Origin of the sequence: Pseudomonas sp. 18175, assembly GCF_050432925.1 — a bacterium.
Lineage (GTDB): Bacteria > Pseudomonadota > Gammaproteobacteria > Pseudomonadales > Pseudomonadaceae > Aquipseudomonas.
In genome coordinates this window covers 71,435-87,435 of record NZ_JBKFTO010000004.1, presented here as the reverse complement: position 1 = coordinate 87,435, position 16,001 = coordinate 71,435, and the positions used below count along the sequence as shown (strand labels likewise).

Below are 16,001 nucleotides of genomic sequence, written 5' to 3'. Positions count from 1 at the left end.
CGCCCGCCGTTGCATGTACCTGGTAGAGATCAATGAAAGCCCAAGCCCGTCATATCCTGGTGAAAACCAGTGAAGAAGCCGAACAACTCAAGCAGCGCATTGCCAAGGGCGAAGCCTTTGATGTGCTGGCCAAGAAGTACTCCACCTGCCCGTCCGGCAAACGCGGGGGCGACTTGGGCGAGGTGCGGCCAGGGCAGATGGTGGGGGCGATTGATGCGGTGATCTTCAAGAAGCCGGTGAAGGTGGTGCATGGGCCGATCAAGAGCAAGTTTGGGTATCACTTGGTGCAGGTGTTTTACCGGGACTAAGGGGTTGCCTTTAGACCGCTTTCGCGAGCAAGCCCGCTCCCACAGTTGACCGCATTTTATCTGAAGGAATGCACTCGAATGTGGGAGCGGGCTTGCTCGCGAACCGCCAAAGGCGGCCATTCAACGAGGGATCAAGGCTCCTGACACTTGAATAACCCGACTCGCCAGTCGATGCCCGGCAATGGCGGCTTGTTCGGGCGAGTCCCGTTTGAGCCGACTGGCCAAATACGCCGCACTAAACGAATCCCCCGCCGCCGTGGTATCCACCACCTTCTCAACCTTGACCGCTGGCACCGCAAACCGCTCACCTGCGCAGCGGACCAAACACTCATCCGCGCCACGCTTGAGCACCACCTCCTCAATTGTCGGGTATGCGGCAAACACCTGCTCGCTGTCGGCATAACCAAACAACGCCAACTCGTCGTCCTCGGTCAGCAAAGCCATGTCCACCTGCGCCAATACCGTGCGATACGCCACACGCGCCGCCTCGACACTGGCCCACAGCCGCGGCCGGTAGTTGTTGTCGAATACTACTTTGCCGCCGCGCCGACGGGTCTCGACCAGCGCTCGCAGCAAGCGCTCACGCCCGACCTCCCCCAGCACCGCCAAGGTGATGCCGCTGAAATACACCACGTCATAATCCGGCAGCGCAGCCAGGATGGGCTCGGCAGCAGCCGTGGTGAAGCAGTCGCGCACGGCTGCTTCGTTGCGCCAGTAAAGGAATTTGCGCTCGCCGTTGGCATCGGTCTGGATGCAGTACAAACCCGGCAAGCGTCCGGGCAGGCGCTGGACCATGGACAGGCCAAGGCCTTCATCGGTCCATTGCTGGCACATGGCATCGCTGAAACTGTCGTCGCCCAAGGCGGTGACGTAGTCAACACTGCCGATATCGCCTAGCTCACGGCGCAGGTAAACCGCCGCATTGAGGGTGTCGCCGCCGAAGCTTTGGTGCAGGCTGCCGTCGGCGCGGTGTTGCAGTTCGATCATGCATTCGCCGATGAGGGCGATTCTGGGGGTTGTGTTCATGCCTGAATCTCTGGTGTGGCTGATGGTCTCTTCGCGAGCAAGCCCGCTCCCACATTTGGAATCCATTTCAAGTGTGGGAGCGGGCTTGCTCGCGAAGGGAGCGACTCGGTCTAGAAGCAGGTATGCAAGCTCTCAACCACCTGCAACTGCTCATCCACCAGGCACCCCACCTGCCACTTGTCAAAGGTCAGGCACGGGTGGGACGTACCAAAGGAGATGATGTCGCCAATGCGCAACTCAACCCCCGGCGCCACGGTCATGAACGCATGCTGGTCCATCACCGCCGTGACCTTGCATGCCCCCACGTCATCGCCTTCTGCCGGCAGGATACCGGCCTTGTAGCGCTTGAGCGGCACCGGCAAACCGGCGTCATAGGCCACGTCGCGCTTGCCCAGGGCAATCACCGCAAAGCCTGGCTCGGGCAACGACTGCACATGGGCCCAGACTTCCAGGGCCGGGCGCAGGCCTTCGCTGAGGTCGCGGCGACGGTCGAGCACGCAGCATTGCGCGTCTTTGTAGATACCGTGGTCGTGGGCCACATAGCTGCCCGGGCGCAGTACGCTGAGGAAGCGGCCAGCAGCGTTCTGTTCTTCGAAGGACTCGGCGATCAAGTCGTACCAGGCCGAACCCGAGGCAGTGACGATAGGCTTGGGCAGGTCGAAAGAGCCGTTGTTTTGCAGGTCGACCGCCAGGCGCACCAGGCTGGCGGCGAACGCGCGAATGCCGCTGATGGCGTGCTCGCCGTGGATCACCCCTTCATAACCTTCGATACCGGTAAGGGCCAGGGCCGGCTGGGCCTTGATCGCCTTGGCCAGCTCACGCACGTCCTGCTCGCTGCGGCAGCCACAACGGCCACCCACCACACCGTACTCGATCATCACGTTCAGGCGCAGGCCACGGGCGGCGAAGAACAGGCCCAGGTCGGCGACGTTGTCCGGGTGATCGACCATGCAGTGAAAGTCAAAATCCTGGTCGGCCAACAGGTCAGCGATGAGCGCCATGTTCGGCGCGCCCACCAGTTGGTTGGCCATCAATACGCGGCGCACGCCACCGGCATAGGCGGCGCGGGTCTGCACGGCGTTGGCCAGGGTGATGCCCCAGGCGCCAGCTTGGATCTGGCGCTGGAACAGCGCCGGCATCATGCTGGTCTTGCCGTGGGGCGCAAGCTCTGCGCCGCTGTTGCTGACAAAGTCCTGCATCCAACGGATGTTGTGTTCCAGGGCGTCGCGGTGCAACACCAGGGCCGGCAGGCTGACGTCACGGACCAGGTGGGCACCGACGGCGGCGGCGCCCTTTTCAACGGCATTGATGGCAGACATGAAATGCTCCTATTCGTTGATGCGACGGGCCAGGTGGTTGGCGCTGTCGATCAACACCCGGCGATAGTCGTTGTAGTTTTTAATGGCATCGGCACGCGGCGCGACAATGCACAGCGTCGCAATGCTGATGCCTTGCGCGTCCCGTACCGGGGCCGCAAAGCAATGGGTAAAGGTGTCGGCCACGCTGTCGAAGGAAAAGAAGCCATCGAGGGTGGCCTGGCGGATTTGCGCCAGGAAGGTCTCCAGTGGCAAGCGCTGGCCGTCCGGCAGGATGAAGTCGTCGTGGTCGATCAGGTCGATGATCTGCTGATCGCTCAGGTGCCCCAGCAACAGGCGCCCCGAGGCGGTCCAGGGAATGGGGGCGTTTTCGCCGATATCCGACGAGATCCGGAAATGCCGCTCCCCTTCGCGCATCAACGCCACCGTGTATTTGCGCCCATTGAGCAGGCACATCTGTGCGGTTTCGTGGGTTTGGCTGACGATCTCCTGCAAGGCGTGGTCGGCCTCGCGGGTCAGGTCGAAATGCCGCAGGTGCGCCTGGCCAAGAAAATACAACTGGCGACCGAGGTACACGTGTCCGTCCTTGCCCACGGTTTCCAGGATGCGTCGCTCCAGCAGGGACGCGACCAATTCGTAGACCGTGGACTTGGGGCTGCCGATGCCGCTGGCGATATCATTCGGGCGCAGAGGCTGGCCGATTTCCTTGAGAAAATCGAGGATATCGAACGCCCGGTCCAGGCCTTTGGCGCGGCGTTTGATGGTGTCTTCGGTCATGGCAATTTCGGTCCGGTCAGATTTAACAGCTGGTAATAACCCTGTGGCGAGGGAGCTTGCTCCCGCTGGAGTGCGCAGCGCTCCCGCTTTTTGGGGCTGCTTCGCAGCCCAGCGGGAGCAAGCTCCCTCGCCACAGCAAGCCCCCTCCCACATGAGTTCTGCGCTGATTTCAAGAGTGGGGCATTTAGCCTTTTTTCTTGTAGGCCACGCAATCGATCTCCACCTTGCAATCGACCATCATATTGGCCTGCACACAGGCGCGAGCAGGCGCGTGTTCAGGGGTGAAGTATTCGCCGAAGACCTTGTTGAAACTCCAGAAGTCCCGTGGGTCTTCCAGCCATACACCCACGCGCACCACGTCTTTGAGTTCGTAGCCAGCTTCTTCGAGGATCGCGACCACGTTGCGCATGGTCTGGCGGGTTTGCTCGACGATGCCGCCATTGATGATTTCACCGTCCACCGCTGGCACCTGGCCCGAGACGTAGAGCCAGCCGTCCGCTTCCACCGCACGGGCGAAGGGACGCGGTTGGCCGCCGCCGGCGGTGCTGCCGGTGCCGTAACGAGTAATGCTCATAAAATGTGCTCCTGATTAAAAACGAATGTTCTTCAAAAATTCCGCCAGGCGCGGCGACTGTGGGCGCTCGAAGATGTCCTTCGAGGTGCCCTGCTCTTCAATACGGCCCTGGTTCATGAATACGATCTTGTCCGAGACTTCATAGGCAAAACGCATTTCGTGGGTGACCAGCAACATGGTCATGCCCTCTTCCGCCAAACCCTTGATCACACTGAGCACTTCGCCCACCAACTCCGGGTCCAGCGCGGAGGTGACTTCGTCGAACAGCATCAGGCTGGGGTTCATGGCAATCGCCCGGGCAATCGCCACGCGCTGTTGCTGGCCGCCGGAAAGCTGGCCAGGGAAGTGGTTGCGGCGCTCCAAAAGGCCTACACGCTCCAGCCATTTTTCGGCCAGGGCCACGGCTTCGTCCTTGCCCATCTTTTTGACCTTGAGCAAGCCGAGGGTGACGTTCTGCAAGGCGGTCAAATGCGGGAACAGGTTGAACTGCTGGAACGCCATGCCCGTCATCGCGCGGTGCTGGGCAATCACCCGCTCAGGATGGCGCACACGCTTGCCGGCGACTTCGCTGTAGCCGATGGACTCGCCATCCAGGGTGATCTGGCCACCCTGGAATTCTTCCAGCAAGTTGACGCACCGCAGCAAGGTGGTCTTGCCCGAACCGCTGGAGCCGATCAACGTGACCACGTTGCCGCGCTGCATGGACAGGTCGACGCCCTTGAGCACTTCGACCTCGCCGTACTGTTTGCGCAGGCCACGGATGTTCAGCAGCGGTGGGTTGGTGTGAGGTTGGTTCATGGCAAGGCCACCCGCTTTTCAATGTAGCGCCCGAATAATTCGATGGCGTAGTTGATGACAAAGAACAGAAAACCCGCGAACAGGTAGAACTCCAAGGTCATGAAGGTACGTGCGATCACTTGCTGGGTGCTGAGCAGCAATTCGGCCACGCCGATCACCGAGAGCAAGGTGGAAGCTTTGACGATTTCCGTGGAGGAATTGACCCAGGTCGGCAGGATCTGGCGCAGCGCCTGGGGCAGCAACACATAGCCCAGGGATTGGTAGAACGTCAGGCCAATAGCCTTGCCGGCTTCCAGTTGCCCACGGGGAATGGCTTGCAATGCACCGCGTACGATTTCCGACACGTGGGAGCCGCAAAACAGCGTGAGCCCGACCGCACCGGCCTGAAACGCCGTGATCTGCCAACCCAAGGCCGGCAGCATGTAGAAACACGCCAGCACCAGCACAAACACCGGCGTACCACGGATCAAATCCACGTACAGGCGAAACGGCGCACGCATCCAGAACTTGCCGTAGGTCAGGATCAACCCGGCGACGATGCCAATCAGGGTGCCGAAGATAATCGCCAGCGCAGAGACATACACGCTGGCCTGAAAGCCCGCCCACAGGGTATCCCGGGCGATCCACAACTCATGCAGCCAGCTTGGGGACTCGTACATAAAAGCCCTCCTTAACGACGGATCGCCAGACGCTGTTCCAGGTAACGGAGCAGCATGGCAATGAGGTAACAGGCAGCCACGTAGAGCGCGGTCGTGACCAGCCAGGTTTCAATCACCCGGTAGCTTTCGACGTTGATCTTGCGGGCGTAATAGGTCAGCTCCGGGACCGCGATGGCGGCGGCAAGGGAGGTGTCCTTGAACAGCGAGATAAAGTTGTTCGACAGTGCGGGCAGCACGTTGCGCAGCATCACTGGCACGGTGATGTAGGCACGGATACGCCACTCACCCAAGCCGATCGCCAAGCCGGCTTCACGCAGGCCCTTGGGAATATTCAGCAAGCCTGCGCGGAACACTTCGGTCAGATAGGCACCGGCGTAGAGCGACAGGGTGATGATGAACGAGGGGATTTTATCCAGGCGAATCCCGAGCGAAGGCAACGCAAAGTAGATCAACAGGATCAGCACGAGGATCGGCGTATTGCGCACCACCGTCACGTACACCGACGCGAAGATTCGCAATGCGCGGTGCTTGGACAGCATGGCAAATGCCATCATCAGGCCGATCACGCAGCCGATGGCGATGGACAGCAATGCCAGTTGCAGGCCCAGCCCGAGCCCCGCCAGCAAGGTGTCGAAATCGCGCCAGACGGCGGCAAAGTTCAACTGATAGTTCATGGTCAGCAGTACCTGAATGGGGCGCCGTGACCGGCGCCCCGGTTATTCACTTGAATTCAACAGGGAAGCCAATCGCAGGTTCCGGCAGGTCCACGCCAAACCATTGCTTGAACGAGGCCTTGTAGGTCGGGAACTCCACACCGGTCATGGCTTCGTGCAGAGCGGTGTTGACGAAGTTCAACCAGTCCTGGTCGCCACGTTTGACGGCGCACGCGTAGGTTTGCGGGCTCCAGGCGTAGGTCGGGCTGCGGTAGCGGCCAGGGTTCTGCACCATCAGGTACTTAACCGAAGACTGGTCGGTGGCGGCGGCATCGGCGCGGCCGGAGTTCACGGCCTGGTACATCAGGTCAACGCTGTCGTACTGGTCGACCTTGGCCTTGGGCAGCGCCTGGTGCACCAGCTCTTCGGCATACACGTTTTGCAGCACGGCCACGGTGACGCCGTCGCCGCCGGCTTGCAGGTCTTCGATTTCTTTGTACTTGCTGTTGTTCGGCAGCAGCAGGCCAACGCCTTCGCGGTAGTACGGCAGGGTGAACGCCACCTGCTGGGCACGGCTGGCGGTGACGGTGATGAACTGGCAGCTCATGTCGACCTTGTTGGTGAGCAGGTTGGGAATCCGCGCATCGGAGGACTGCACCACAAACTCGACCTTGCTCGGGTCATTGAACAGCCCCTTGGCCACAATGCGGCCGATGTCGATATCAAACCCTTGCAACTTGCCATCCGCTCCCTGGAAGTGCCACGGCGCATTGGTACTGCCTGTACCCACGATCAAGTGCCCACGCTTGAGCACATCATCGAGCTTGCTGTCCGCCGCCTGCACAACGCTTGCGAGGGAAGCCGATGCGGCGAAGAGAAAAACACACGCTTTAAACACGGAAGGTCGGTGATGCATGACAAGCACTCCAGGAGTTGTGTATTCCGCTATACCGGAACTTAGTATGTAACAACGGAATAGACAGCAGAAAGTGTGCCACACGCTGAAATAGAAAAATATGATCGAATTAAAATTGTTAAAAATCAGAGAGATAAATGTTTTGGCGGACCAAGGCGTTGCGCCAGCACCTGCACGCACATTGCTACCCAAGGCCCCACGCCGCGGTGACAGGCCCCACACCCGTGCGCCACAACGGCGTTACCGCGCACCTTTGCAGTGCGCCTGCCCTATGGAAAAATCCCCACGCTGGGCTAGCCTTGCCACATCCCTGCTGACAAGGACTGCGCCCCGATGAAGTTTCGTCTCACCCTGGTTCTGCTCTCCTTTGTACTGGCCGGCAGCGCCACTGCCAGTAACGACCGCCGCGACTGCAAGGAAGAACTGCGCAAGCTCAACGAAGTCCTGAGCAGCAGCTACACCACCCAAAATCATCACGGCTACCGCAAGGCGAAAGCCTCCCGGGACAATGAGGAATATAAGAAGTGCGCGACCCAGGCGCGCAAGGAGCGTGAGCGCCTGGAACGCGACACCGACCTGTAAAGGTTGACAGTAGACGGCTGGAACAGCCCGATTTAGCGTAGGCAAAAACCTGCATTTCCAAAAGGAGATCACCATGGGGATTGCCACCGCCGTTATCGCCAACGCCGAAGATTTTCAACGGGTACTGAACACCAAACACCCGGTGTTCCTGCTATTTATCTCTCGGCACTGCCCTGCCTGTGGCGACGCCGGCCCCTTGTTCGAACTGATCGCCAGCAAATATCCCTGGGTCGTGAGCCTGGTGCTTGATTGCGCTGAGACCCCCAGGCACGACGAAGTGACCGGCACTCCAACCTTGCTGGTTTTCTTGAACGGGGTACTGATGGAAAAACTCAGGGGCTTCGGCCCGGAAGAAGGCCAGGCAGCGTTGGTGGAGCAAACCTTCAAGCGTTACGCCAAGGCTGGTCGGCAGGTCAAACCGCACCTTGCACGCCCCTGACACCCGGCTACGCTGACCACAGCCGTCTCAGCCGAACCAGGGTCAGCAATGTTCAAGACCATTGAAGCCGAAGTCCTGAAGAAACACCCCTCGACCGCCCTGCAACTTGAGTTCGCCCAGCATGATTTCGAGCGACTCAAGCCGTTCTGCCTGCTGGTCTACGGCGCCAGCATTGGGATCTGGCTGGTGTTCGACCTGATCGTCAGTTTTCGTGCGCACCAGGGCTTTACCTACTACTCGATGATCTTCCTCTGCCTGCTGGTGATCACCCTGCTGGTGCTGGCGTTCAACCGACGCGCCCGCTACTTCCAGTGGATCAACCTGGCATTTGTCGGCGTCATCGCGACCGGCATCCGCCTGGTGATCGAAGGCCTGCCGATGGTGCTGCACCCGGGCTGGCTGATCCTCGGCGCCTCGACCATCCTGTACAGCGCCTCCGTGCTACCGCTGAGCCGCTGGTCTTTCATGACCACGCTGATGATCACGTGGGTGGTGCTCAACCCGTTCTACCTCACCGAGACCTCGCTGCTGGAAGTCAAAGGCACCATGGTGTTCTTCTACGCAGCCTTTTTGAGCATCCTCACCCTCTACAGCTTCCTGAAACTGCGCCAGCTCAAACTAAGCAACTACATCATGGCCAAGCTGCTACTGAACCAGGCCTACGTCGACCCACTGACCGAGATCCCCAACCGGCGTTCGTTCATGGCCAGCGCCGGCAAGAAACTCGACCATCAGCCGCGCACCCACGACCATTACCTGGCGATGATCGACATCGACAACTTCAAGAAAGTGAATGACCAATACGGCCACGATATCGGCGACGAAGTACTCAAGCGTGTGGCCCAGGACATCCAGGCGGTGATGCTCGACTTTGACTACGCCCGCCTGGGTGGCGAAGAATTCGCGATCTACCTGGCGGGTGTACGCCGCGAAGACGCGGCGCACCTGGCAGACCTGCTGTGTGCCCGCGTGCGTGAAATGCCCAGCCAGCACCCGGTGACCATCAGCATCGGCCTGGCTCGGGTGGAGACTGGGGAAACCTTGAACCAGGCGCTGATCAAGGCGGACCAGGCGCTATATGTGTCTAAGCATGCGGGCAAGGATCGCTTTACGTTTCACGCGCCATAGACACCTGCGTCACCCGCCGATCTTCCACCGCCGCCACGCTCAAGCGCCAGCCCTCATGCATCAGGCTGTCGCCCACCACCGGCAGGCGGTCCAATAGGCTCATCACCAGGCCCGCCAGGGTTTGGTAGTCCTCGGTGGCCACAGCCCGGAAACCGGTGCGCTGGCGAACCTGATTAAGGTTCAAGGCACCGTTGACCCGAAAGCCTTCGCCCTCTTCGACAATGTCCGGCCCCTCGATTTCGCTGGCATCGGGTAGCTCGCCGGCAATGGATTCGAGAATGTCGGTCATGCTCAGCACGCCCATGAAGTCACCGAATTCGTTGATCACGAAGGCGATGTGGGTCGACTCCTGGCGCATCTGCTCCAGGGCGTTGAGCACCGAGAAACTGTCCAACAGGTTGATCGCCCGGCGCGCCAGATGTTCCAGGTTTGGCTCATTACCGGCCAGGTATTCCTTGAGCAACTCCTTCTTGTGCACAAACCCCAGGGGTTCATCTACCGCGCCATTACGGATCAACGGCAGGCGCGAGTAGGACGAATGCATCAGCTTCAGGCGAATGCTCTCGGGGTCGTCGGCCAGGTCGATGTAGTCAACCTTGGCCCGTGGCGTCATCAGGCTGCGGATCGGCCGCTCAGCCAATTGCAGCACGCCACTGATCATCACCCGTTCGCGTCGGTCAAACAGCGGGCCTTGCATCGCATCCGGCTCGCCGAGCAGGTCGGCGACGTCTTCACCCACCTCTTCCACCGCCAGGCTGCGGCCACCCAGCAAGCGCATCACCGCATGGGCTGTGCGCTCACGGATCGGCAGCGCGCCTTGCGCCGACTTCTTGCGACGGGCGCGGGCAATCTGGTTGAACACTTCGATCAGGATCGAGAAGCCGATGGCCGCGTACAGGTAACCCTTGGGAATATGGAAACCCAGGCCCTCGGCGGTCAGGGCGAAACCGATCATCATCAAAAAGCCCAGGCACAGCATGATCACCGTTGGGTGCGCGTTAACGAAGCGGGTCAACGGCTTGCTCGCGACAATCATTAGGCCGATGGAAATGATCACAGCGATCATCATCACCGCCAACTCATCCACCATGCCCACAGCGGTAATCACTGCGTCCAGGGAGAACACGGCGTCGAGCACCACGATCTGCGCCACGATGGGCCAGAACATCGCGTAAGCCACGTTGCCGGTGCGTTGGGCCACATGCCCTTCAAGGCGCTCGTGCAACTCCATGGTGGCCTTGAACAACAGGAACACACCACCAAACAGCATGATCAGGTCACGGCCGGAGAAGCTCTTGTCGAACACCTCAAACAGCGGCTGAGTGAGGGTCACCAACCACGAAATACTTGCCAGCAGGCCCAAGCGCATCAGCAACGCCAGGGACAAACCGATCAACCGTGCACGGTCACGCTGCTCCGGCGGCAGCTTGTCCGCAAGGATCGCGATAAAAACCAGGTTGTCGATGCCCAGCACCAGTTCCAGCACAATCAAGGTCAACAGGCCGAGCCAGGCCGTTGGATCCGCTAACCATTCCATTTATAGGGTCTCTTTATTCGTTGTTCAGAATGCCAGGCACGGCAAGGCGCGGTCGGTGGACCGGTACAAGGCTAGCAGGGGAAATATGGGGTGTTTCAGCGGGAACGGCGGCAGCGGATGTCTTGGAGAAAGACGACTGGGGGGCTCCGAGAGGGTGTTCATGCAAATCCTGTCATGGCAAAAGGACTTGAATCGTACAGCTGAACCGGAAATTTCCCACAGCGCAAAACTATTACAAGATCTGTAAAGCGCGCCAATACGCCATGACCATATGATCACATAGTGAAATTAAGATCACACCACCAACAACAATAATCATGCCAAACAGCAAAAAAATGCCGTAAAGCACCCTGAAACCGCCTATTTTTGAGTTTTAATCAAAAGAGTTTGACTGATCAGATTTTCATTTGATAAACATATGTTCACGGCAAGACAATGAATGAACGACTACTACAACAATAAATGGGGTGCTCATCATGAAACTTGGTACGACCTTCGCCGCCGCTGCGGCCCTCTCCCTCCTCGCCAGCAGCATCGCCCTGGCCGCCGATGGCAAGACCTATAAGGTCGGCGCCGCGGTCTATGGCCTCAAGGGCCAGTTCATGCAGAACTGGGTGCGCGAACTCAAGGAGCACCCCGCCGTAAAAGACGGCACCGTGCAGCTGACCGTGTTCGACGGCAACTACGACGCGCTGACCCAGAACAACCAGATCGAAAACATGGTGACCCAGCACTACGACGCCATCCTGTTCGTGCCCATCGACACCAAGGCCGGCGTCGGCACGGTCAAGCAGGCCATGAGCAATGACGTGGTGGTGATCGCCTCCAACACCAAGGTCGCCGACGCTTCGGTGCCATACGTGGGCAACGACGACGTGGAAGGCGGCCGCCTGCAGGCCCAGGCCATGGTCGACAAGCTCAACGGCAAGGGCAACGTGGTGATCATCCAGGGCCCGATTGGCCAATCGGCGCAGATCGACCGGGAAAAAGGCGAGCTGGAAGTGCTGGGTAAGCACCCCGACATCAAGATCATCGAGAAAAAGACGGCCAACTGGGACCGTGCCCAGGCCATGACCCTCACCGAAGACTGGCTCAATGCCCACCCCAAAGGCATCAACGGTGTGATCGCGCAGAACGACGACATGGCCCTCGGCGCCGTACAGGCGCTGAAGTCCCACGGACTGACCTCCAAGGACGTGCCCGTGACCTCCATCGACGGTATGCCGGATGCCATCCAAGCCGCCAAAAAAGACGAAGTAACGACCTTCCTGCAAGACGCCCAGGCCCAGTCACAAGGCGCACTGGACGTGGCGTTGCGTGCTCTGGCCGGTGACGACTACAAGCCCAAGTCGGTGATTTGGGAGCGCTACGCCAAGGACGTGAAATGGGGCGATGGCACCGCGAAGAACTACATCCTGCCTTGGGTGCCGGTGACCAATGCCAATGCCGACGCGCTGTACAAGCAAGTCAGCGGCGCCAAATAGCCCATTGCCGGTAGATCGCTCCCGGCGCGGGAGCGGTCCGTTCATCTTTGTTGTGAGGTCTGCCATGTCCACCGCCACCGAACGCCCGCAGGAACAACTGCATCCAATTATTCCGAAAACCATGCAGGCCGTGGTGTGCTACGGCCCGGAAGACTATCGACTGGAAACCGTCGACGTGCCCACACCCGGCCCCGAGGAGATCCTCACCAAGGTCGAGTTGTGCGGTATCTGTATGGGCGATATCAAGACCTACCGCGGCGCCCCTTCGTTCTGGGGCGATGCCGAGCAACCGCGCTACGTGAAGCCACCGATGATCCCCGGCCATGAATTCGTGTGCCGCGTGGTCGCCCTAGGCCCCGGCGCCGAGAAGCGCGGCGTGAAGGTCGGCGACCGGGTGATCTCCGAACAGATCGTGCCGTGCTGGGGCTGCCGCTTCTGCAACCACGGCCAATACTGGATGTGCCAGAAGCACGACCTCTATGGTTTCCAGAACAATGTGCAGGGCGCCATGGCCCAGTACATGATCTTTACCAAGGAAGGCATCATCCACAAAGTGCCGGACTCGATTGCGCCGGACGAAGCGATTTTGATCGAGCCTCTGGCCTGCTCACTGCACGCGGCCGAGCGCGCCAATGTGGATTTCGATGATGTGGTGGTGGTCGCAGGCGCCGGCACGCTGGGCCTGGGGATTATCGGCGCGGTGCGCATGCGCAACCCCAAGAAACTCATCGTGCTGGACATGAAACCCGAACGCACCGCCCTCGCCTTGCGCATGGGCGCCGACGAGGTGTGGAACCCGGCCGAAGTGGACGTGCTGGCGAAGATCCGCGAGATCACCGAAGGCTACGGATGTGACATCTATATCGAAGCCACCGGCCATCACAAAGCGGTGAACCAGGGCCTGGCAATGCTGCGCAAGCTGGGGCGATTCGTCGAGTTCAGTGTGTTTAATGACGAGGCCACGGTGGACTGGTCGATCATCGGCGACCGCAAGGAACTGGACGTGCTCGGCTCGCACCTGGGGCCTTACATGTACCCACGCGCCATCGACTTTATCGGCAACCGCAAGATCGACATGCGCGACGTGGTCACCCACAAATTCGCCCTGGCGGACTTCAAAGAAGCGTTCGCGGTGATGGAGCGTGGCGACAAGTCGCTCAAGGTGGTGCTTGAGCCTTGATCGCCACCTGAAATCACACCGTTGTGGTGAGCGGGCTTGTCCTAGTGCCAGTCAGTTAAGTGCAACACGGCCTCTGTGGTGAGCGGGCTTGTCCCGCGCTGGGCTGCGTAGCGGCCCTAAAACCAAACGCCGCATTCTGTCAGACAGAATGCGGGGTTTTTATTGGGGCGGCTTCGCCACCCAGCGCGGGACAAGCCCGCTCACCACAGGGGGCATCTTAAATTTTCGGTTCGATTACCAAAACCGCTGCTGGGTCAACCGGCTCCACCAGGTCAACAGCACCCGATCCACCGACCCACTGGCGGCCAACCCCACACGCTCCTGCAAGCTCTTGCGCTCGGCATAGTGCAGGTGAAACACCTCGGCGGTCTTGGCCTTGGTGGCCAGGTATTCGTCGCTGGTTTGCAGCTCATCGACCAACTGCTTGTCGAGGGCTGCAACCCCCAACCACACTTCACCGGTCGCCACCTCATCAATCGCCAGCTGCGGGCGGTAGCGCGACACGAAGTTCTTGAACAGTTGGTGGGTGATGTCCAGGTCTTCCTGGAACTTCTCACGGCCCTTCTCGGTGTTTTCGCCAAATACGGTAAGGGTGCGTTTGTACTCACCGGCGGTGAGCACTTCGAAGTCGATATCGTGCTTTTTCAACAGGCGGTTGACGTTGGGCAACTGCGCCACCACGCCGATGGAGCCGAGGATGGCAAACGGTGCGCTGATGATCTTCTCACCGATACACGCCATCATGTAGCCGCCACTGGCCGCGACCTTGTCGATGCACACGGTCAGGGGTACACCGGCCTGGCGGATACGCGCCAACTGGGAGGATGCCAGGCCGTAGCTGTGGACCATGCCGCCGCCGCTTTCCAGGCGCAGCACCACTTCGTCCTCGGGGGTGGCCAGGCTCAGCAACGCAGTGATTTCGTGGCGCAGGCTCTCGGTGGCCGAGGCCTTGATATCGCCGTCAAAATCCAGCACGAACACCCGTGGCTTGGCCTCAGGCTTGTGCTTGCCCTTCTTCTTTTCTGCCTTGCCTTCGGATTTGCGCAAAGCCTTGAGCTGGTCCTTGTCGAGCAGGGTCGACTCCAGGCGCTCACGCAGGCCCTTGTAGAAATCATTGAGTTTGCTGACCTGCAATTGGCCGGCGGATTTGCGGCGACCTTTGCTGCGCAGGGCTGCGAAGCTGATCAATACCACCACAATAGCGACCACCAGGGTGACGGTCTTCGCCAGAAAGCTCGCGTATTCGGCCAGAAAATCCATGTTGCTCCTTACAGTTGCAGTGCGCCACGCGCGGAATGGCCCAAGCATACCGACGGGGCTTGCCGGGAGCTAGCGCTCAAACCGCCAGCAGACGCCCTCCAACGAGCTTTTAAAACAAGCGTATGTTTTTTCATTGACAGGTCGCAGGCATCCTCATAACCTCGCCAGACTTTCAACGTACCGGGAAAACGGACGTGGGCAGCATCTATCTGATTCGACATGGCCAGGCCTCCTTCGGTGCAGACGACTACGACGTGCTGTCCCCCGTTGGCGTGGAGCAGGCACAGGTACTCGGCCGCCACCTGGCAGACATGGGCCTGGTATTCGACCGTTGCGTGGCTGGCGATTTGCGGCGCCAACAGCACACCGCCACCGCCGCTTTCGATCAATACAGTGCCCTCGGCCTGCCGGTACCGGCGCTTGAAGTCGACAGCGCCTTCAATGAATTCGACGCCGACGCCATCATCCGCGCCCTGCTCCCCGACCTGCTCGGCAGCGAGCCTGGCGCGCTGGAGATCCTGCGCAATGCCGCGCAGAACCGCAGCGAATTCCAGCGTATCTTCGCCCTGATCATCGAGCGCTGGCTGGCCGGCACCTACGACCCGCCAGGCCTGGAAAGCTGGCTGGGGTTTGTCGAGCGGGTCCAAGGTGGCCTACAACGCATTCTTGAAGCCGCCGACAACTCACAGAAGATTGCTGTATTCACCTCCGGCGGCACCATCACCGCCCTGCTCCACCTGATTACCCGGATGCCTGCAGCCCAGGCCTTCGAACTGAACTGGCAAATTGTTAACACCTCGCTCAACCAGCTGAAATTCCGCGGTCGCGAGGTGGCACTGGCTTCCTTCAACAGTCATGCCCACTTGCAACTGTTGAAGGCGCCGCAGCTCATCACGTTCCGATGAACTGCGGCCAACCGTGACCCCAAGGTCACTGGACTCTACCCTTAAGGATCGAAACCATGACTGACGTAGCCAACCTTGTAGAAACGATGAAAACCAAGTTCAACCCAGCTGCCGCTGCTGGCCTGGACGTTATCTTTGGTTTCCGTATCGACGAGAGCAAACACTTCTCCCTGATCGTCAAGGACGGCACTTGCGATTTGCAGCAAGGCGAAAACCCTGACGCCAACGTGACATTGGTCACCGACAGCGAAACCATGGCAGGCATCGTCAGCGGCGAGACCGATGGCATGCAAGCGTTCATGGGCGGCAAGCTGCGCGTTGAGGGCGACATGATGTTGTCCATGAAACTGAGCGAACTGTTCCCATCCTGATCCACGCTGACTCAATGAAATCCCGCCGTCCTGGCGGGATTTTTTTGGCCGATGCTTTGCAATCGATAACGTCCGAATGCCGGTTGGA

At 59.8% G+C, this 16,001-nt stretch carries 18 protein-coding genes; 8 read left to right on the top strand and 10 right to left on the bottom strand.

The genetic code is table 11. The features are described from left to right. The first annotated feature begins 32 nt into the window (after positions 1-32). Entirely contained in the window at positions 33-308 is a 276-nt protein-coding gene (locus ACLD1Y_RS07115) for a peptidylprolyl isomerase (protein ID WP_003174397.1), read from the top strand. 120 nt (positions 309-428) lie between these two features. Here the strand turns inward: ACLD1Y_RS07115 and ACLD1Y_RS07110 are convergent, their stop codons facing one another. From ACLD1Y_RS07110 to ACLD1Y_RS07075, 8 genes are all read right to left on the bottom strand, one after another. After that, positions 429-1,334 carry a sugar kinase gene (locus ACLD1Y_RS07110; protein WP_429476701.1) on the bottom strand — a complete coding sequence of 302 codons (906 nt, stop codon included), beginning with the start codon at positions 1,332-1,334 and terminating at the stop codon, positions 429-431. 110 nt (positions 1,335-1,444) lie between these two features. After that, positions 1,445-2,653 (bottom strand): amino acid deaminase, encoded by a 1,209-nt coding sequence (locus ACLD1Y_RS07105; RefSeq protein ID WP_429476699.1) that lies wholly within the window; start codon positions 2,651-2,653, stop codon positions 1,445-1,447. Positions 2,654-2,662: 9 nt separating this feature from the next. Next, entirely contained in the window at positions 2,663-3,427 is a 765-nt protein-coding gene (locus tag ACLD1Y_RS07100; protein ID WP_429476697.1) for an IclR family transcriptional regulator, read from the bottom strand. A 184-nt stretch (positions 3,428-3,611) separates the two neighbouring features. Further along, the gene (locus ACLD1Y_RS07095) at positions 3,612-4,001 is read right to left on the bottom strand and encodes a RidA family protein (protein ID WP_078742925.1); all 390 of its coding nucleotides are present in this window, start codon (positions 3,999-4,001) and stop codon (positions 3,612-3,614) included. Between the two features lie 15 nt (positions 4,002-4,016). Beyond that, a complete protein-coding gene (locus ACLD1Y_RS07090) occupies positions 4,017-4,799 on the bottom strand; it encodes an amino acid ABC transporter ATP-binding protein (protein WP_429476694.1) in 783 nt (260 codons plus the stop codon). Further along, complete coding sequence (locus ACLD1Y_RS07085) at positions 4,796-5,458, bottom strand: amino acid ABC transporter permease (RefSeq protein ID WP_025857548.1); 663 nt, start codon at positions 5,456-5,458, stop codon at positions 4,796-4,798. Before ACLD1Y_RS07085 ends, ACLD1Y_RS07090 begins: the two co-directional genes overlap by 4 nt. An 11-nt stretch (positions 5,459-5,469) precedes the next feature. Further along, complete coding sequence (locus ACLD1Y_RS07080; protein ID WP_105699205.1) at positions 5,470-6,132, bottom strand: amino acid ABC transporter permease; 663 nt, start codon at positions 6,130-6,132, stop codon at positions 5,470-5,472. Positions 6,133-6,178: 46 nt separating this feature from the next. Further along, complete coding sequence (locus tag ACLD1Y_RS07075; RefSeq protein ID WP_094951635.1) at positions 6,179-7,027, bottom strand: transporter substrate-binding domain-containing protein; 849 nt, start codon at positions 7,025-7,027, stop codon at positions 6,179-6,181. Positions 7,028-7,360: 333 nt separating this feature from the next. Here ACLD1Y_RS07075 and ACLD1Y_RS07070 point away from each other — a divergent pair, with 333 nt between their 5' ends. The 3 genes from ACLD1Y_RS07070 (at position 7,361) to ACLD1Y_RS07060 (ending at position 9,176) form a co-directional block, all read left to right on the top strand. Next, the gene (locus tag ACLD1Y_RS07070; RefSeq protein ID WP_429476691.1) at positions 7,361-7,609 is read left to right on the top strand and encodes a hypothetical protein; all 249 of its coding nucleotides are present in this window, start codon (positions 7,361-7,363) and stop codon (positions 7,607-7,609) included. A 73-nt stretch (positions 7,610-7,682) separates the two neighbouring features. Then, positions 7,683-8,048, top strand: a complete 366-nt coding sequence (locus ACLD1Y_RS07065) for a thioredoxin family protein (protein ID WP_429476689.1) — start codon at positions 7,683-7,685, stop codon at positions 8,046-8,048. A 48-nt stretch (positions 8,049-8,096) separates the two neighbouring features. Further along, a complete protein-coding gene (locus tag ACLD1Y_RS07060; RefSeq protein WP_429476687.1) occupies positions 8,097-9,176 on the top strand; it encodes a GGDEF domain-containing protein in 1,080 nt (359 codons plus the stop codon). Here the strand turns inward: ACLD1Y_RS07060 and ACLD1Y_RS07055 are convergent. Further along, complete coding sequence (locus ACLD1Y_RS07055; RefSeq protein ID WP_429476685.1) at positions 9,157-10,713, bottom strand: TerC family protein; 1,557 nt, start codon at positions 10,711-10,713, stop codon at positions 9,157-9,159. The two genes, ACLD1Y_RS07060 and ACLD1Y_RS07055, sit on opposite strands and share 20 nt — an antisense overlap. 476 nt (positions 10,714-11,189) lie before the next feature. On the opposite strand from ACLD1Y_RS07055, the gene ACLD1Y_RS07050 reads away from it, so the two are divergent. Then, positions 11,190-12,197: a substrate-binding domain-containing protein gene (locus ACLD1Y_RS07050; protein ID WP_429476684.1), complete on the top strand. Its 1,008-nt coding sequence runs from the start codon at positions 11,190-11,192 to the stop codon at positions 12,195-12,197. 64 nt (positions 12,198-12,261) lie between these two features. After that, positions 12,262-13,377, top strand: a complete 1,116-nt coding sequence (locus tag ACLD1Y_RS07045) for an MDR/zinc-dependent alcohol dehydrogenase-like family protein (RefSeq protein WP_429476682.1) — start codon at positions 12,262-12,264, stop codon at positions 13,375-13,377. A 234-nt stretch (positions 13,378-13,611) separates the two neighbouring features. Here ACLD1Y_RS07045 and sohB read toward each other — a convergent pair whose 3' ends face one another. Beyond that, positions 13,612-14,637: a protease SohB gene (sohB, locus tag ACLD1Y_RS07040; protein ID WP_429476680.1), complete on the bottom strand. Its 1,026-nt coding sequence runs from the start codon at positions 14,635-14,637 to the stop codon at positions 13,612-13,614. A 194-nt stretch (positions 14,638-14,831) separates the two neighbouring features. Between sohB and ACLD1Y_RS07035 the strand changes: the two genes are divergently transcribed. Together ACLD1Y_RS07035 and ACLD1Y_RS07030 are read left to right on the top strand one after the other, a co-directional pair. Next, positions 14,832-15,542: a histidine phosphatase family protein gene (locus tag ACLD1Y_RS07035; protein ID WP_429476678.1), complete on the top strand. Its 711-nt coding sequence runs from the start codon at positions 14,832-14,834 to the stop codon at positions 15,540-15,542. A 56-nt stretch (positions 15,543-15,598) separates the two neighbouring features. Beyond that, positions 15,599-15,913 (top strand): SCP2 sterol-binding domain-containing protein, encoded by a 315-nt coding sequence (locus tag ACLD1Y_RS07030; RefSeq protein ID WP_429476676.1) that lies wholly within the window; start codon positions 15,599-15,601, stop codon positions 15,911-15,913. Positions 15,914-16,001: the final 88 nt, after the last annotated feature.